This window comes from Sporosarcina sp. D27, from assembly GCF_000586555.1.
Taxonomy (GTDB): Bacteria; Bacillota; Bacilli; order Bacillales_A; family Planococcaceae; genus Sporosarcina.
Genome location: NZ_AZUC01000048.1, coordinates 41264 through 58343, shown reverse-complemented (window position 1 = coordinate 58343; position 17080 = coordinate 41264). Strand labels below are relative to the sequence as shown.

The window sequence follows — 17080 nt, the reverse complement described above, 5'->3', positions numbered from 1 at the left end:
ATTAGTCATTGCTTTTCCTTATTCATAAACAAAAAAGGATCATCATCTTTTGGAAAATGGATAATATATTCTGTGTAGGAACTAACTTCAGATGTACAAGTAATATAGTGACCAAGTTTATTGGATAATTGTTGTGCTAAATATAGGCCCATCCCTGTTGATTTAGAGTATGTTCGCCCCGTTTCACCTGTAAATCCTCGGTTAAATATTCTTGGTAGCTCTTGTGGTGTAATTCCGATCCCATTATCTCGGATGATGAGTTGTTTTTCTTGTGGGGTTTCATTGGTACTTTGGAATCCAAGTATATCTATATAAAACCATTTCGACTTCTCAATGTACTTAACTGAAAACTCTGGAATTAAAGAGTTGAATTTTATTCTCTCACTCACCTTCCTTTTTGTATTAAGCACCCGATAGCACAATAAGTTTTTTTCTATTCATTCATATAATGTAACAGTTTTTCGAAAAAATCATTGCTAACGGTTAACTGATACTGTTTTTCAACAAGATTTCGAAATTCCATAACGAGAAGCAAAGAGTTCTTATAGGCTTCATATAGTTCTAATTCATTTAATCGGGCAGTAGTCTTTTTAAACTTTTCATAGTTTTCAGGACTAATTTCTTTTTCAAGATTCTTTGTCATATTAAACCAATTATCGGCATTTTCTTCCGCAATTCGAATGAGTTGCAGTATATTTTTTTGTAATTGAGATAAAATTTCCAGTGAACGTGCATATTCCCCTCTTTTAAGAACATTAATCCCCATTAACCATAGGTTGGAAAAATTATTCAATAAAAAATTTACGTTTTCTTCTGTAAGTCTATTTGGTCCCGAACCTTCCAACCCTGATAAATACAATTCTAATTGTCCTGTTTCATCATAAATAAACATTGCTTTTGTGTCAGGAATGTAGCCTGATTCTTTGAATGAAGGAATAATATTCATTTCGCTTTCGGAAAGGAAATGAAATTCACCACGTATTAGATTTTCAAAAATTACTACTTCCGTACCGTACTCATTTTGATAGAGTAAATGGTAGGAAGCGACTTCATTTAGCCATTTTGCTGAATCAAAGGTGGAAATTGTATCATCTTTCAGAAAAACATAATATTCTATATCAGAGTATTGATCTCCCTCTCCTTTTGTAAAAGACCCATACATCATACAAGCAGATATTCGTTCATCTGACTGGACAAGTTCCTTAACCCTTGCCATTAGTTCTTTTTGTTTTAACAATTCGATTCCTTCTTTCTTTATTTTGATTCTGGGAGAATAATAAAAAATCCTCCCATATAATGTTGGAAGGATTAGTCATGTCACTCTTTACGATACTCAAATAAAACTAAGTAGCCTTTTTAGCTATTCAGTCTTACATTTATTTAGTATATGAAAAAATGGGCAAACTAATCCTAAGTTTTTAAACTGAAATATACTATTTCAATTGTTAAAAATTAGATTAGTTCTTCATTGTCCACCCATCTCTCCTTTCGATTAATAGTATATTAACACTTCATAGTTCAAAGTACAAGTTGTTGTGAAGAAATACACTTAAACTATCCTGCCCGTTTAGCTTAAGTACATTTTTTCACAAACCCAAGAAAAATCTTTAACTTTATACCTATTATTCCTTTTTTATTCGACTTTTCCTTTCATATAGTCGAACATTTATATGTCCTATTCCTTCTTGGCAAACAAGGTGTTAGAATGTTTTTTCAAGTCAAGAACCTACTTTGAACAATATTATCCATATAATAGTATAACCGGTTTCATGATGGCACCTCGATTTTTCATGTTTAGTACGTTGGTTCTGTTGTATTGATTATCTCATATTTTGAAGGGGGTTGCTATGAGGGGGGAGTGGAGAATAATCCCCCTTTTAAATTCATGAACATTTGGTGAAAACTGACTATTCAAGTGAATATATGATAAAATGAACGTAGCTAATTTTTTCAATATAAGAAATTGGAGTGGAATAATAAATGAAAAAAGCTCTGCTTTTAATAATGGGTACATTACTAAGCTTAGTGTTAGTAGCTTGTAGCAATGATAGTAGTGCACCGCAAGAAGAGGGAAAACAAAATGAGGAAAAACAAGATATAAAAGAACAAGTCCATGCGTATAGTGTTGGCACGTTTGATGAGGTAACTGCATCTATTACATCACATGAGCTACTTGTTACTGATAATGGTAAAAAGATTTCCTTTGACCTTCCTAAGGACGAGTTTTTTGTTTCAATTGCACCTTTTGTTGAAACGACACATGAATGTGCTATCCACAGTTTAACGGGGTGCCAAGGGGAACTGGTTGAAAAAGACTTCGATGTGCATATCCAGGATCAAGAAGGCAATGTAGTGGTGGATGAAACAATGGCTTCTTTAGAAAATGGGTTTATTGACCTGTGGTTACCGAGGGATCAAACATATCAAGTGAAAATCGAGTATGACGGCAAAGCAGTAGAATCTGAAATCTCTACTTTTGAAGGCGATAATACTTGTATCACAACGATGCAGCTAACCTAAAGAAAAAAAGCCGTGAATGTACTAATATGTTATGAACCAAAAAAGGATAGAGAAGGCAGGAGTGATATCTGCCTTCTCTATCCTTTTTTATGTATCTTCTACTAATCGTATACTAGAATAATCCGTAATTGTTTTGCTGCCATAATTTTTAAAATATTTATAAATTCATAAAGAATACTATGAATGATAGAATTGTAAGTAATAAAATCATTGCTGTTTCTTTAAATGAATCCTTCATACGAATATGTGTTAAAATACCACCGACTCCTGTAATACCAAGTAAAAGTGCCCCAATAAGTACTGAGATTGGTACCCAATACCCGATGATTAGTAGTGCAGCACCAGCTACTTCAATAATGCCTGTTACCACCCTAAACCATTGCGGGAGTCCCCAAGTATTAAAATTCTCTATATGCATTTGGGAACCTGTTACTTTTCCAAACCCTGCAAATAGAAATAAAAATATTAATACACCTTGTAGAACATTTAATATTATTTCCATATAAAATCCTCCTCTCAAAATGTTTTATTAATTATATGAATGAATTTCATAATAATAGAACCATTGTTATAGTCCACGCAAAAAGAGAGTGATCTTCTTTTTCCATTTTGGCTTTACCTTTCGGAGGGCTCGGCTAAAAGTCCAGAAAGATGAAGTTCAATCATCCCTTCTTCGAAATCACATGGTAAATGAGAGTTCTGAACTTTTTAACTGCCTGAATCCCCCTGAATTTGTTTGGTAGCCAGGTGATCTAGCTGAAAAGCACGGTCAGGGACGCCTAGTTAAAGCTACTATTCCCTATTCTATGATGGGGTGACAAATCCTCTAATAATTTTCCCTTTAATCTTGTGCAGGAACGTGCAATCTTACTCACTTCGATCAATGCAGTGAAAAACAAACGACTTATAACAAGTGAAGAATCGATGAAAGTTCTTGAACGCAACTACAAGGAATATAAATACACAGGAGATTGAACTGCCACAGCCGTTAGAGGTGTGGTTTTTTGCTCGTAACATTGGTGTCACACAGAGAATGTATCGTAGTAGTAGTTAGTCTTTAGACAGTAGGAAGGTAGTGAAACTTTGAAAAGAATAATTTGGAGAGTTATCAAATGCTCTTTCATCTTAAGTATAGTTGTAGTTGGGATCATTTTTTATGCATTTAAAATAGAGCCAAAACGTTTGGTGACAAGGGAATTTGAAGTAGAGCTATCATCTGAAGGTAGAGATTCTATCAGAGTTGTTCAGTTTTCAGATGTGCATTTGGGTCCTAATTATTCATTACAGCAGCTTGAGAAATTGGTCGAAAGAGTAAATGAGCTTGAACCTGACATCATCGCTTTTACGGGTGATTTGATAGATGTACCATCTGCCTTCGAAGGAAGGTCAGAAATAAGTGATATTTTGGGTAAACTACGAAGTAGATATGGTAAATATGCTGTTTGGGGAAACCATGACTATGGAGGCGGTGGGGTCAGATTTTATGAAAATATTATGAGTGAATCAGGATTTAAGTTGCTTAAAAATCAGAATAGCGCTATCGAGCTGGATAGTGGACAAAAAATAACAATTATAGGATTAGACGATGCGATGCTTGGGCACCCAGATATTGAAAAAGCGTATACAGGTGTTGACGATAAGGGAGACAAGTTGCTATTGCTACATGACCCGGATCTTGTAGACAATATAAAGGCTGATCGATTTGATTTGGCTTTGGCGGGCCACAGTCACGGTGGACAAGTCGTTGTCCCGTTTTTGGGCCATTTAGTAACGCCACCCTTAGCTAGAATATACACAAAAGGAATGTACCAGCTAGCGGACGACAACTATTTGTATGTGAATAGTGGAATCGGTACTACGAGAATAACCGTGAGATTTCTGAACCCACCGGAGTTATCAGTTTTCGATTTGACTATATAAAATTATTGCTTAGGGGGAATGGAAATTGACTATCTTAATCGCAGATGATGAGCCGCAAATGCTAAAGATACTTTCTGCCTATTTTACTAAAGAAGGTTTTAATGTCCTGACGGCTAATGACGGTCAGGAAGCCTTGGATATAATGGAATCGTCCAAGATCGAGTTGGCTATTATAGATTGGATGATGCCGAAAATTGATGGCATAGACGTATGTAAATATATAAAGGACAATAGTCAAACCAAAGTTCTGCTACTAACAGCGAAAGGTCAAAATCAAGATGAACTAAAGGCTTTACATAGTGGGGCTGACGATTATATCAGGAAGCCATTTGATCCACAAATATTGTTATTAAGGGCTAAAAAACTTATAAATAGTAGCAAAGAAATTAAAGTAAGCGATATTAGGATAATGGAAAATGAAAAAAAAGCGTACAAGCATGAAGAACTATTGCAGCTGACCAAGATTGAATACGATTTGTTGCTGTTTTTTAGTAGAAATAAAGGAGTTATCCTATCAAGAGAAACGCTTATTAATCGGGTTTGGGGCATGGATTATGATGGTGATCCTCGAACAGTCGATACCCATATCAGGAGACTAAGAACTAAAATTGGTACTGATATTATCAAAACTTACAGGGGTGTGGGCTATTGCTTGGAGGTGCAGAAAGATTAAAATCGGGACCAAATTTTCAGTTGGTGTTTCATCCATTGTAATTTGCACTTTTATATTTTCAATAGTAGCAAATATCTTCTTGGTAGACAGATATTATATTTATGAGCAAAGAAAGATTTTAAACGAGGTAGCGAACGATATACGTAGTGTTCCCGAAAATGATTTTGTGAGTGACTTGGAACGTATAGAAGAGGAACACGCTGTAACTATTGTATATTCAGAAGTTAATAGCAATTTAAATCAACTAAATGAGAGCATAAAATCAGAATTTGAAATGAAGAATTTAAAGCTAAATAAATTTTGGATTACGGAAAATACGTTAAATACTTTGCAGAACAATAGTGTAAATAAAATATATGATCAAGGTGTAAGTAAATATAAAGTTTTAACGAAATTTATAAAAATAGATCATTTTATTATTGCCATAGCGTTGCCATTACCACATATGGAAGAAACAGTCCTGATTATCAATCGATTTAATATAGTGCTGATGACTATTTCAGTATTATTGATAATTTTTTTAGTGGTAATTCTATCAAATAAGATTACAAGTCCTTTAAAATCCTTGAAAGGTTTGTCTCAGGATATAGCCAGTTTGAAATTTAGGAAAGAAGAGATTAACACCAATGATGAGGTAGGCGATCTTGCAAAAAGCATAAATAGTATGAGTGAGAAATTAGAGAAAGCCCATAATGAGATCAGTGTTCAAAATAAGAGATTGAGAGAATTAATGTCAGATGTGTCCCACGAGTTAAAAACGCCACTATCCATAGTGAAAGTGTATGAACAAGGTATAGTGGACGGTTTAGATGACGGAACGTATAGGGATGTAATTGAAGAGCAGATAGAGAAAATGGATTTATTGATAGGGAAGCTTTTGTTCTGGGCAGAGTTAGAAAGTAGTTCATTAAAAAAATGTGATTTTGATATAGGGAAAAGGATTATCGACATTACAGAAAAATACACGCTGATACTACACGAAAACTGTATTGACTTATCATTAAATATAGATGTGGATAAGGAATATATTATTTGTGCTGAGCAAGAAGGGATAGATGTTGTACTCGATAATTTGGTTACCAATGCTATTAAATATACCAATGACAAGAGTATTGAGATATCGTTAACCAAAGATACTAATGGCGTGAATCTTACAATTACTAACGGAGTTGGGGAGATAGACGAAGGCGACTTAGAAAGTATATGGAGACCTTTTTACGTATTAGAAAAATCAAGAAGTAAGGAACTTTCTGGTACAGGGTTGGGCTTGCCTATTATCAAGACCATTTTGGATAATCACAAACTAGATTATGGGTTCAAGTTAAAAGATAATAGGTTAGCGTTTTTTGTAACATTCGTGTAACGCACTCCCATTACTCTATTGGTGGAGGTGTGATACATGAAAAAAATACTACCAGTCATGTTAATAGCTGCAATGGTAACTAGTGTTCTTGCGGTGTGTGTGAATGACAAAAACGTACCAAGCAAAGAGAACAATCTAGATTTTAACTTTAATGTGGATCCAGAGACCCTAGCGTTGGAGGTGGAGTCCAATGGAATTGCTGAAAGGGTATCTGAACCATTGGAGAAAATGGAAGTTTCATATTTAGAAGACAGTGGAGACACTGTTACATGGTCCTATTTAGAAAAGGATATTGATGTTGAAATTAAGAAAAGTGATAAGTATGTAGATGTAACTATAAAATCTAGCAAAGATAAGGACAACATGTTTGCATGGCCTAAAGTGACAGGCGATGCATATATGCTCCCGTTAAATCAAGGGAAGTATATTCCAAGTAATGATTCTGTTTGGAAGGATTATTTAAGTGAAGAAAAAATGAAAGTGATTGAGTCTTTATCTATGCAGTTTTTTGCAGTCGATAAAAGTACGTATTCGCTAGTCTATATAATTAATAATCCTTATAACAGTGAACTTGATTTTAATACAGACAATCAAATTGAGTTTACTTATAATCATGAGTTTCCATCGATTAATGAACAGAAGAAATATGGTTTTAGAATATATGTAACGGATAAAAATCCAGTAGATGTTGCAAAGGCTTATAAAAATTATTTAATCGAACAAGGGGCATTCAAAACCTTGGCTGATATGGCAGAAGAAAATAGTAATGTTGAAAAACTTTACGGTGCACCCCATGCTTATTTTTGGGATAGAACTGTGATTTCAGAGGAAAATATAGAATGGACTAAACTGAGAGAACACTTACCTGAAAAACTGAAAATATGGATACAGAGTTTATTAACTACTGAAGTTGAAGATGGATCAGAACTCTCGTCGGGCTTTGATGACTTATATGATTTAGATTATGTAGACAAATACACTGAAAATAGAATAGTAAAAGGCTTAAGTGCTGTAATGCAACTGAAGGGATTCTATAATCCTGAAATATTTACTGAAATAGATAAAGACACACAGAAACTATTGAACAGGAAAATAGAAAATCTAAATTCTGTTGAGTTAATTAACCTGAATAAAAAATTGTTTAAAAGCGAACTTGGAAATGCAGTTGACCCAATAGAGAAGTGGGCAAATGCAAATACTGTCGATGTGATAAAGGATATGAAGAATTCAGGGTTAGGAAACATGTGGATTGGACTGGATGACTGGCAAGAAGGATTTATTAAACCAGAATTAGTGAAAGAAGCGGAAAAGCTGGGCTATTTAATAGGTCCCTATGATTCGTATCACTCAATCCATGAACCAGGTAAAGAGAAGTGGGAAACCGCTAAGTTTAAGGATACCTCACTTTACGAGAATGCAACTGTAACTAATAAAGATGGCAATAAGATTGAAGGATTCCAAGGTGAAGGTAGAAAGTTAAATCCAACGCTTGCAATGCCCAGTGTAAAAGAAAGAATAACTTCGATTTTAGATACTGGCTTAAAGTTTAACTCATGGTTTTTAGACACGGATGGCACTGGAGAAATCTATGATGACTATTCGCCAGAACATATTACCACTGAGAGTGAAGATATTCAGTCTAGAATTAAGAGAATGGAGTATCTGCAGAAAGAGTGGGATATGGTGGTTGGAACTGAAGGTGGAAATGATTTTGCAAACAAAACAATTGCTTTCGCACATGGGATAGAAATGCCATCATTTTCTTGGATGGATGAGGATATGCAAACAAATAAAGAAAGTGAATACTATGTAGGCAGATATTATTCTAGTCAAGGTGGGGTTCCAGAACTGTTTTCAAAACAAATACCTGTAAAGGATAAGTACAAAAAGCTATTCATGGATTCAAACTACACGATTCCATTGTATAAGTTGGTTTACAACGATTCAGTGATCACGACTTATTGGTGGGGATGGGGAACCTTAAAAGTAGAAGATGAAATTACAAATAGGATGTTGTATGAGGTACTCTATAATGTCCCTCCCTTATATCATATAGATAAACACGAGTGGGAAAAAAATAAAGAAACAATCGTAAGACATTCTAATGTATGGTCAAATTTTAGCAGGAAAGCTATAACAAAAGAAATGACGGATTTTAAAATTATATCAGAGGATAGACTTGTCCAAATGACTGAGTATGGTGAATCATTGAGTGTAGTAGCCAATTTTTCAGAAGATGAATTTAATTATCAAGGCGAGACAATACCAGGTAAATCATTATTAATCATTGATGGAAATAGTAAAACTATCTATACTCCGAAAAAGTGAGCAGGAAATCAGCACCGCCCCAATTGCTTACTTTAAATGGGATACTCCTCCAAGATGCGAAGTTCTTAGTAGGTTGCTCTTGAAACAACTTATTGATAGTAATAAAAAACATATTACGTGCTTAAATGTAAGAGGGTATTGGTAAAATCCAAATGAATCAAAAGGCATCGTTTACTCATTTTTTTGAGAGAACGATGCTTTTTTTTTAGTAGTAAACTACTTACTACACCTATAAACCATATTGAATGACTATGTGGGGGCATTTATGCAACACATTCATAGAAAAGTAATGTATATAAGCCTCATGTGTATTCAGATATACAAAGAAATGACGAAACCTTCTGTCAATAAAATCGTATAACGGGTAGAAGGAAGGTGTTTTAATGGTGAATCCAGTACTAATACTTGCACTAGCTGCATTGGTTTTCATAATATATAGTCTACTACCCAAAAACCAAAAGAAATTAAAACGTCTGAAGCAAGAATGGGAAAATGGGACATACTTTTCTGCCAGTGAAGACTTCGAGTCCGTATCCTCATATTGGAAGAATAAGAAAGAGCACGCCGATAATTATGCAGGTGTAGATTCGTTAACTTGGAATGATTTATCCATGCAAGATGTATTTGAAAAGCTTAATTACACACAAACTAGTGTAGGATCGGAGTATTTATTCAATCAACTGAGAGATATAGATCCAAGATGTAAAGATGTCCATGATAAAGAAGAACTTTATGCTTTGTTAGAGAGAGATCAAAAGTTGAGAGAAAAAGTACTTCTGGTTTTATCTGGTCTTGGAAAACGAAACTATACAAACACGTCTTCGTATTTCTATGAGATGAATGCTCATAAAATTAAACACGCCTATCTATATATCATACTTGCCGTTATACCTATACTATCGATCGTCTTTATGCTTTTCAGTTTGAAGTATGGAGTGGCTATTATAACGATTTCTTTTATAACGAACTTAGTGATTTACTATAGAAATAAAAAAATGTTGGAAATTGAATTACACTCAATTACATATGTAGCTGCCATTGTGAACACTGGGAAAAGTTTATCTGCTATTCGTCACCCCAGGTTTAATATAGTTGCTAATATTTTGAAAGGAGAAGGAAAAGCTCTTGGGAAAACGGCTTTTTGGGGTAAAGTATTATCCATTGGTAGCAATAAGAGCGGGGATTTTGATGTGCTGTTAGAGTATTTTAGAATAATTTTTTTACTAGATTTTATAGCGTACAACCAAATTGTTAAAACAATTATCATTCATAAAAAAGCATACAAGCACTTGTGGGAGTTGATTGGTGAACTTGATGCGGCAGTCGCGGTAGCGTATTATCGGAAAACACTTGTTAGTTATACTACACCTAACTTTGTGGACGAAGAAGAAATCCGATTTGAAGACTTGGCACATCCACTTCTGAGGAAGCCAGTTACGAATACTTCAACGCTTGGAAAAAACGTGCTTATTACAGGTTCAAACGCTTCTGGAAAATCGACTTATATTAAAGCGATAGCCATTAATGCGATTCTGGCCCAAACTATTAATACGGTATTAGCTAAAAGCTGGACGATGAAACCAAGTTACATCGTCACATCTATGGCGATACAAGATAGTGTATTGGATGGAGACAGCTATTTCATTGCAGAAATTAAATCCCTTAAAAGAATTATTAAGCTTAGTGAAGAAAAGAAACCGTTCATTTCATTTGTAGATGAAATATTAAAAGGAACGAATACAATTGAAAGAATTTCAGCCTCCGCTGCAATTATGGAATGGTTATCTGGAAGCCATGGCATGACATTGATTGCTTCGCATGATATTGAACTTACAGAAATTGCAGAGAATCTGTATAGCAATTATCATTTTAGAGAACGGATTGAAAATGATAAGGTATTATTTGATTATAAAGTTCATGACGGACCGTCAATTACAAGGAATGCTATAAAACTATTGGAAGTTCTTGATTATCCAGAGAGTATTACGAGCAAGGCGAATCAAATGGCTAAGAATTTTACTGAAGTACGTGAATGGACGGGAATCAGGGATGGGATAAAAGCGAATTAAACTTGAATACCTATTCCGCGCAGATATCCGAGAAAAGCTCACAGCTTTCTTTGTACCTCTCATAAAAGAAGCTTAATAAAAATGTTCACTTACATTATGACTCGTCAATACATGGGATGAGTTTCATTGAGCTCTAGTAAATCCCATAAGTTTCCGTATAAATCTTTGAAAACCGCTACAGTTCCATACGATTCTTCACTGGGTTCCCTGACGAACTCTATACCTACTGAGACCATTTCATTGTAATCTCTCCAAAAATCATCTGTCCTTAAAAATAAAAAAACGCGCCCACCAGATTGATATCCAATGAATTGCTCTTGCTCAGGATTTGAAGCTTTTGCTAATAGTATCGCGGAACCAAATCCTGAGGGAGATACTATTACCCAGCGCTTATTTTGCTTCGGCTGATACGTATCCTCCACTAGGTTGAATTTGAGCTTTTTTGTATAAAAAGCTATCGCCTCATCATAGTCTTTAACTACCAAAGCCGTATGTAATATTGACTGTGTCATTAACATTCACTCCATTCATCAACACTTTTTGAATTTGTTGCTTCATCTCAGTTTGTTAACATTTCATGTGCTTGTTTGACAAGAGTGATTTTCATATTAAGGAATCTTTCTCTTCCCGCCAACCCTACATGGGGTAGTAATTATTTTTGTATAATGCATATTTAGAACCGTACTTTCGGAAGTTCGACAGCAGGACGGTTATAGAAAGTTCTCGCGCCTATTAACAGAGATGATAAAACGCGTTCTTTCCCAATCTGTATGGTACTCCATGTAGGGGAAGCTTTTCAGAGTGTTGCTCCCTTTTTAACTCCTCAATTTAACTTAATAAATAAAAAATCGAAACTACCTGGTTTATACCGAAATTGTATAAGCATATTTCATTTTAGTCAGGAACGTTCTTCCTCAGGTATGCACAAGTTTAATTGATGTTTTGAGAAACTTGGTTATTCAACAAATTCGATATTGATGTCTCCATTATTTGCACCTACATCTAATGTTTTATTCCCACCTTTTTTGGTTTCAGGTAGATTATTTTCCCCTTTAGAGACCTCACTAATAATTTTAAACAAATCATATGAACCCTTCACAGTTCCAGTAATATCTCCATCTTTTGTCCTTAGCTTCAATGCATCGCCCACTGAAACATTCGAAACCTTAGTGTCGCCTTTGTTAGATGTGGCTTCAATGCTACCTTCTGCACTCACTTCGTCCAGAATAATATCATCATTTTTGGTTTTCATTTTTATATTTTTGTTAGTTGTTATATTTGAAGCTTTTATTTTCCCTTCATTTGTTGTGGCTTCGACTTGTCCATCTATTTTCAGGTTAGACAAAATGATATCCTCATTAGATGTTTCGATTTTAACTCCGCTAGAAATGCCATTAGGAACAGCAATTTTTACAAGGTGATGTTCTTTGTCTGTTTTTAACCCAATATAATCTTTCCAGTCTTTATCTGTTACTAACTGCATCATTAAATCACCGTTATCTTGAAGATCGACATTATAAGATTCTTTATCACTTTCAAAATAAGTGATATGAATTTCATCATCCTTGGACGCTTCTAACTCGACACTTCTCCCTTTAGTGGACAATGAGATTTGCTTCACAGTTGAAGCTTCTACAGAGTAATTTTTTTTCTCATAAGACACTTCGGGATCAGATGAACACGCTGCAAGAATTACGATTAAAGTAAATGCGAAGATGCTTCCTAAAAATTTTTTTATTGTGATATTCATGTTTCAGTCCTTCTTTCTCATTAATTTTATTTTAATATACCTTATAACCGATGTAGTTAATCCCCATAATTTTTTGGTAATCATTTTAATAGGAGCGTATATAACAATACCTATGCCAATAGAAAACATACTGGCAAAAAACATAAGTATATTTATCGGTATGTTATTACTGAAATCTACTATAGAAGCAACTATTCCTCCTAAACCAACTAGCACAAAAGACAAATCAACTAAATACAGTGCACTAATAACTAACCATACGGAAAGATAAATCAGAAAAATAATTCCAATTAATAAAATGATTAGGGGGGAACACAAAATTAAGAAAAAAATATCTGAACTGGACAACGGCCTGTTAGGTAGGATGAATTTCGAGATAGGTGTAGCATCGAGCACTATTTCCTGAGCGATTTCATCAATATCTCCAAGACCAGATACAGCGACTTCCTCACACATGCCGTCTTCCATTCGGTCTGCAATTATTTCTGAATAATATGCGAGGGATTTGTTGATTTCGTGTTGTGGCAAGGTATTAAGTCTAATGGCAAGTTCTGACATGAACTTCGACTTATTCATCTTTCCCACCCCCTTTAACAAATTTATATATTGCTAAAACAGATTCCCAGTCATTTAAAAATTCTTGAATCTTTTCTTGACCCACCTGTTCTATTTTGAAGTATTTCCGTAACCGATTTTTATGTTCAACCGTGTAAGCGGACACACAACTCTGTTTCTCCAAACGCTTTAAGATTGGATACAGTGTTGATTCAGTAATCTCAACATGTTCTGATAGGTCTCGAACAATTTTGTATCCATACGAATCTTCTTTTGAAAGAATGGTCAATACACATACTTCAAGCAAACCTCGTTTTAATTGTGTGTCCATAGCACCCCTCCTGAAACTGCAAATTTTTTAGAAGCCCTTTTAATTCTCACACATTGAAAAAAGTTTTGGTTGTAACAACTACAAGATTACTTGTTAACACAATATACTATGCAACGCGTAGTATATCAAGAAAAAACATTATTTACTAAAAAAATAATATTTACGTGCGATCATCACTACTTTTATACAGTTATTATTTGTTTTCTTTTATCTTTATAATCATTTGTCCTTAGACATCCCTTAGAAGTGAAATATCAAGATAAAACACTTTTCAGAAATATTAAGAAGTGTTTTTTATCCACTGGTATCGCACGCACAACTCATATTCTGGATTAACTGTAAAAATCATTTTTGAATAAAGCGTTTTGATTAAACTATTTCCTTTGATTGATCTCGGAAAAGAGCCCCATAGAAGAAATGCCTCTTCCTTTAATCTATTCATTCATCCAAGATGTTTTATGAACCTGGACAATTACCATCAGGTGCTATAAATAGTTGCACCAGTTTACATTTCCACTAAGTGAATAAAGTAGTTTTCACCAAGAATTCTTGACGCGATAATCGGCTCACACTACAATGAGTAATGTGAGGTGAATAGTAGGTGAGGATACGAAAGTTTAAAATCAATGAAAGTGGATTGAACCGCTTTTTTGGACCACTTGAAGCGAAGATTCTGGACGTCTTATGGAATGACGGTGAAAGGACCATCAAAGAAGTTCAGCAAGTCCTTGATAAAGAAAAACCGACAAACTTCAACACAGTCATGACAGTGATGAACCGGTTAACAGAGAAAGGGGTCCTTCAAAAAAGGTCTGAGGGAAGATCTTCATTATATAAACCGGTTACTTCAAGAAACGAATTTTTAAATACGCAGTCAAAAGAGATGACCAATGAACTAATGGAGGAATTTGGAACAGTTGTCGTCAGCCATATGCTCGATGCACTGGAAGACGTGGATGATGATTTGGTAGCCCAACTTGAACAAAAAATAAAAGAATTGAAAAAGGACGTTTAATGTATGTCCAAACGTCAATCAACTCTTTTGTTTATCGGATCCCTAGTTATTTCAGGAACGATTTTTCTTCAAATGAGTATCTACATCCTTTCGATGCTAGTAGGGTGGAACGTCCGGTTTAACCTTGTAGCAGTTTGTCACAGTTGGCTTAAAGTAGTCGGTCTATCTTTTCTTGAGTATGTTCTTGATGTGTTTGTTATTTATACGTTATTGTTTTTGATATGGAAAATGGTCATGCATTGGTTCTATGCAAAGCGAATGAAAAAACGATTCGAGCTCTATAAAGAAAATGCGCTCACATTCTAGATGAATCAGAAATATGCTAGTGAAAAAAATGAATTTATGGTGATCTCCCATCCCGCAGCGATTGCAATTACGATGGGACTTATTCGACCTAGAATCGTCCTTTCAACAGGGTTGATGAAACTTTTAACTGATGATGAGTTAACAGCAGTTATGTATCATGAGATGTATCATAAAGAAAGTCGCGATCCGTTAAAAAACTTTCTGATTTCACTTTGCTCATCGACGTTATGGTATATCCCGATTCTTAAGTGGTTTAATCAGAAATATAGAATCTTTAAAGAATTATTGGCGGATGAATTCGCGATTGAAAAACAAGCAACATCTGTGAATTTGGGCAGTGCACTTTTGAAAATGCTGAAAGTGGGCAAGCAAGAAAAAATTCCTTTTGTTCATGCGTCATTCGCGGATACGTCGGTTAATTATCGGATCGAATATCTTTTGAACCCGTTTAAGGAATTTCAGTTGAAGCTTCCGGTGAAAGTCGCATGTCTTTCATTGTTAGTTTTTAGTCTGATCTGCATGCTCTTTGTTTTTGTGCTTTTGTAAATTCTTACTTAAATACACTACAAAATGTAGTTTGAAATGGAAGTGTTTGTGTTGTCAAAGAAGATTTTTTGGATTGTCGGGTTAGTAGCTGTATGTATCATAGGGGTTATTGTGTTAACGGATGTTAGCGAAAAGTCGGTTGTTTTGGACTATGAGGGTCAACCATATTTAGGTGAAGAGTCTGCACCAGTTGAAATTGTTGAATTCGGTGATTATAAATGTCCAAGTTGCAAAGATTTTAATGATAATCTTTTACCAATTATTTATAAGGAATTAGTTGAAACTGGGAAAGCGAAACTGTACTTTATGAATTATTCATTTATAGCTGCTGATTCAACGACAGCTGCTCAATTTGCAGAGACGGTTTATCAAGAGCTTGGAGACGAGAAATTTTGGAAGTTCCATGAATTATTGTTCCAAAATCAACAACCAGATGCTGAACAAACAAATTATTTCACAGAAGAATTTCTGGAAGAACTTCTGGCTGATGTAGCAAGTTCCGAAGAGGTGGAAAAAGTACTTTCATCGTATCAGAAGCATGAAGGTGAAGCAGCGTTGAAGAAGGATATGAAAATGGCAAATAGCCTGGAAGTGTCTTCAACACCAACGATCTTTATCGGTGGAAAAGAATTCAAGGGACGTACTATGAATGACTTTACTAAAATGGTGGAAGAGGCAGCTGCCCATGGTAAGTAAACCGCTGCTCTTTGCTTGGCTAGCATCGATCACAGCGATGATCGGAAGTCTGTTTTTTAGTGAACAGATGGGGTTCATTCCTTGTACGCTCTGCTGGTATCAGCGTATTCTGATGTACCCTCTCGTTCTTTTCCTAGGCATCGCATTCTACAGGAATGATCAGAATATAGTTAAGTATGTACTTCCAATGTCGTTAATAGGTGTGCTAATGTCCGGTTATCATTATGCTTACCAAAAGATTCCTTCGCTGCAAGAGTTTAGTGTGTGTACAGGTGGAGTGCCTTGTTCAGGGCAATATATAAATTGGTTCGGTTTTGTAACGATTCCTTTTTTGTCGCTGATCGCTTTTGTATTTATTACGATTATGATGCTCGTCCTCTGGAAACGTAAGTGATCGTTCAATAGTAGTTTTATTATATCCTTAGAAGATAGTTATCCTGACTCCTTTAAAGAATCATTAAAGCTATATATGTTGACTAAAGATTTTCTTGCAACTCGACAAGCTAGTTCCTTGGAGGGGCAGACAACGACTGTGGGATATATTATTTGTACCTTACTCCGCAAGACGACTGGTAGAAGAGATGCTTAGTGAAATTGGAAGATAAATTAGATAAAGATCATACAGGAAGGAGGAACACGGTGATTTATATTGATCCCGATGTAGATTTACATACGGAGGAATTTGTTCAGGTCATTATTGAGTTTAAAACGAGTCCTGCCCATGTCGCCATCTTAACAAATTCCTTATTGTCATTGGAAGAAGCGATAGAACAGGTCGAACAAAGCCATAGACACTTCCAAAAGGAACTCGAGATATTCTTGGGGGAAAAGCATTATCCATATAGGATCACTCACTATTATAAAAAAGGTATAAACGGTGTCGCTTTAGAAATTCAAGGAATTGCTATCCAGCAATTGTTGTACTCCCAAGTGATCAAAGCCATCTATCTAAATCGTGAAATAAGCATTCCAGAAAACCCAATAATGTAATTGACCATTCAAAAAAAG

Annotated in this window: 19 protein-coding genes; 12 read left to right on the top strand and 7 right to left on the bottom strand. The window is 35.0% G+C overall.

The features are described from left to right. Positions 1–5 precede the first annotated feature (5 nt). Together N693_RS0113135 and lnu(G) are read right to left on the bottom strand one after the other, a co-directional pair. Positions 6–389, bottom strand: a complete 384-nt coding sequence (locus N693_RS0113135; RefSeq protein WP_025785294.1) for an ATP-binding protein — start codon at positions 387–389, stop codon at positions 6–8. A gap of 44 nt (positions 390–433) precedes the next feature. Continuing rightward, positions 434–1237: a lincosamide nucleotidyltransferase Lnu(G) gene (gene lnu(G) / locus N693_RS0113130; protein ID WP_025785293.1), complete on the bottom strand. Its 804-nt coding sequence runs from the start codon at positions 1235–1237 to the stop codon at positions 434–436. Between the two features lie 743 nt (positions 1238–1980). Here lnu(G) and N693_RS0113125 point away from each other — a divergent pair. Further along, positions 1981–2520 (top strand): CueP family metal-binding protein, encoded by a 540-nt coding sequence (locus tag N693_RS0113125; protein WP_025785292.1) that lies wholly within the window; start codon positions 1981–1983, stop codon positions 2518–2520. A 157-nt stretch (positions 2521–2677) separates the two neighbouring features. Here the strand turns inward: N693_RS0113125 and N693_RS0113120 are convergent, their stop codons facing one another. Beyond that, positions 2678–3022 (bottom strand): DoxX family protein, encoded by a 345-nt coding sequence (locus tag N693_RS0113120; RefSeq protein WP_025785291.1) that lies wholly within the window; start codon positions 3020–3022, stop codon positions 2678–2680. Between the two features lie 581 nt (positions 3023–3603). Between N693_RS0113120 and N693_RS0113115 the strand changes: the two genes are divergently transcribed. The 5 genes from N693_RS0113115 (at position 3604) to N693_RS0113095 (ending at position 10873) form a co-directional block, all read left to right on the top strand. Then, entirely contained in the window at positions 3604–4440 is an 837-nt protein-coding gene (locus N693_RS0113115) for a metallophosphoesterase (RefSeq protein WP_025785290.1), read from the top strand. Positions 4441–4465: 25 nt separating this feature from the next. Next, on the top strand, positions 4466–5113 hold the full coding sequence (locus N693_RS0113110) for a response regulator transcription factor (protein WP_025785289.1): 648 nt from the start codon (positions 4466–4468) through the stop codon (positions 5111–5113). Beyond that, positions 5049–6476 (top strand): cell wall metabolism sensor histidine kinase WalK, encoded by a 1428-nt coding sequence (locus N693_RS0113105; protein ID WP_025785288.1) that lies wholly within the window; start codon positions 5049–5051, stop codon positions 6474–6476. Before N693_RS0113110 ends, N693_RS0113105 begins: the two co-directional genes overlap by 65 nt. 36 nt (positions 6477–6512) lie before the next feature. Continuing rightward, complete coding sequence (locus N693_RS0113100; RefSeq protein ID WP_025785287.1) at positions 6513–8804, top strand: glycoside hydrolase; 2292 nt, start codon at positions 6513–6515, stop codon at positions 8802–8804. A 383-nt stretch (positions 8805–9187) separates the two neighbouring features. Next, on the top strand, positions 9188–10873 hold the full coding sequence (locus N693_RS0113095; RefSeq protein WP_025785286.1) for a hypothetical protein: 1686 nt from the start codon (positions 9188–9190) through the stop codon (positions 10871–10873). A gap of 104 nt (positions 10874–10977) precedes the next feature. On the opposite strand, the gene N693_RS19295 is transcribed toward N693_RS0113095, so the two are convergent. The 4 genes from N693_RS19295 to N693_RS0113075 form a co-directional block, all read right to left on the bottom strand. Then, positions 10978–11385 carry a VOC family protein gene (locus tag N693_RS19295; protein WP_037593300.1) on the bottom strand — a complete coding sequence of 136 codons (408 nt, stop codon included), beginning with the start codon at positions 11383–11385 and terminating at the stop codon, positions 10978–10980. Positions 11386–11828: 443 nt separating this feature from the next. After that, on the bottom strand, positions 11829–12623 hold the full coding sequence (locus tag N693_RS0113085; RefSeq protein ID WP_025785285.1) for a DUF4097 family beta strand repeat-containing protein: 795 nt from the start codon (positions 12621–12623) through the stop codon (positions 11829–11831). A gap of 3 nt (positions 12624–12626) precedes the next feature. Further along, positions 12627–13199, bottom strand: a complete 573-nt coding sequence (locus tag N693_RS0113080; protein ID WP_025785284.1) for a DUF1700 domain-containing protein — start codon at positions 13197–13199, stop codon at positions 12627–12629. Beyond that, positions 13192–13509 carry a PadR family transcriptional regulator gene (locus N693_RS0113075; RefSeq protein WP_025785283.1) on the bottom strand — a complete coding sequence of 106 codons (318 nt, stop codon included), beginning with the start codon at positions 13507–13509 and terminating at the stop codon, positions 13192–13194. The genes N693_RS0113080 and N693_RS0113075 overlap by 8 nt, the downstream gene beginning before the upstream one ends. Before the next feature lie 601 nt (positions 13510–14110). On the opposite strand from N693_RS0113075, the gene N693_RS0113070 reads away from it, so the two are divergent. From N693_RS0113070 to N693_RS0113050, 6 genes are all read left to right on the top strand, one after another. Then, the gene (locus tag N693_RS0113070; protein WP_025785282.1) at positions 14111–14524 is read left to right on the top strand and encodes a BlaI/MecI/CopY family transcriptional regulator; all 414 of its coding nucleotides are present in this window, start codon (positions 14111–14113) and stop codon (positions 14522–14524) included. A gap of 3 nt (positions 14525–14527) precedes the next feature. Further along, entirely contained in the window at positions 14528–14830 is a 303-nt protein-coding gene (locus N693_RS20630) for a hypothetical protein (RefSeq protein WP_253271198.1), read from the top strand. Next, positions 14831–15376: a M56 family metallopeptidase gene (locus N693_RS20625; RefSeq protein ID WP_253271197.1), complete on the top strand. Its 546-nt coding sequence runs from the start codon at positions 14831–14833 to the stop codon at positions 15374–15376. Positions 15377–15427: 51 nt separating this feature from the next. Further along, the gene (locus N693_RS0113060; RefSeq protein ID WP_025785281.1) at positions 15428–16072 is read left to right on the top strand and encodes a thioredoxin domain-containing protein; all 645 of its coding nucleotides are present in this window, start codon (positions 15428–15430) and stop codon (positions 16070–16072) included. Continuing rightward, complete coding sequence (locus N693_RS0113055; RefSeq protein WP_025785280.1) at positions 16062–16466, top strand: disulfide oxidoreductase; 405 nt, start codon at positions 16062–16064, stop codon at positions 16464–16466. Before N693_RS0113060 ends, N693_RS0113055 begins: the two co-directional genes overlap by 11 nt. A 245-nt stretch (positions 16467–16711) precedes the next feature. Beyond that, positions 16712–17062: a protease inhibitor I9 family protein gene (locus tag N693_RS0113050; RefSeq protein ID WP_025785279.1), complete on the top strand. Its 351-nt coding sequence runs from the start codon at positions 16712–16714 to the stop codon at positions 17060–17062. Positions 17063–17080: the final 18 nt, after the last annotated feature.

Coding starts and splice junctions, on each gene's coding strand:
- N693_RS0113125 (WP_025785292.1), top strand. CDS start 1,981: ATGAAAAAAGCTCTGCTTTTAATAATGGGTACATTACTAAGCTTAGTG.
- N693_RS0113120 (WP_025785291.1), bottom strand. CDS start 3,022: ATGGAAATAATATTAAATGTTCTACAAGGTGTATTAATATTTTTATTT.
- N693_RS0113100 (WP_025785287.1), top strand. CDS start 6,513: ATGAAAAAAATACTACCAGTCATGTTAATAGCTGCAATGGTAACTAGT.
- N693_RS0113095 (WP_025785286.1), top strand. CDS start 9,188: ATGGTGAATCCAGTACTAATACTTGCACTAGCTGCATTGGTTTTCATA.
- N693_RS19295 (WP_037593300.1), bottom strand. CDS start 11,385: ATGACACAGTCAATATTACATACGGCTTTGGTAGTTAAAGACTATGAT.
- N693_RS0113085 (WP_025785285.1), bottom strand. CDS start 12,623: ATGAATATCACAATAAAAAAATTTTTAGGAAGCATCTTCGCATTTACT.
- N693_RS0113080 (WP_025785284.1), bottom strand. CDS start 13,199: ATGAATAAGTCGAAGTTCATGTCAGAACTTGCCATTAGACTTAATACC.
- N693_RS0113075 (WP_025785283.1), bottom strand. CDS start 13,509: ATGGACACACAATTAAAACGAGGTTTGCTTGAAGTATGTGTATTGACC.
- N693_RS20630 (WP_253271198.1), top strand. CDS start 14,528: ATGTCCAAACGTCAATCAACTCTTTTGTTTATCGGATCCCTAGTTATT.
- N693_RS20625 (WP_253271197.1), top strand. CDS start 14,831: ATGAATCAGAAATATGCTAGTGAAAAAAATGAATTTATGGTGATCTCC.
- N693_RS0113055 (WP_025785280.1), top strand. CDS start 16,062: ATGGTAAGTAAACCGCTGCTCTTTGCTTGGCTAGCATCGATCACAGCG.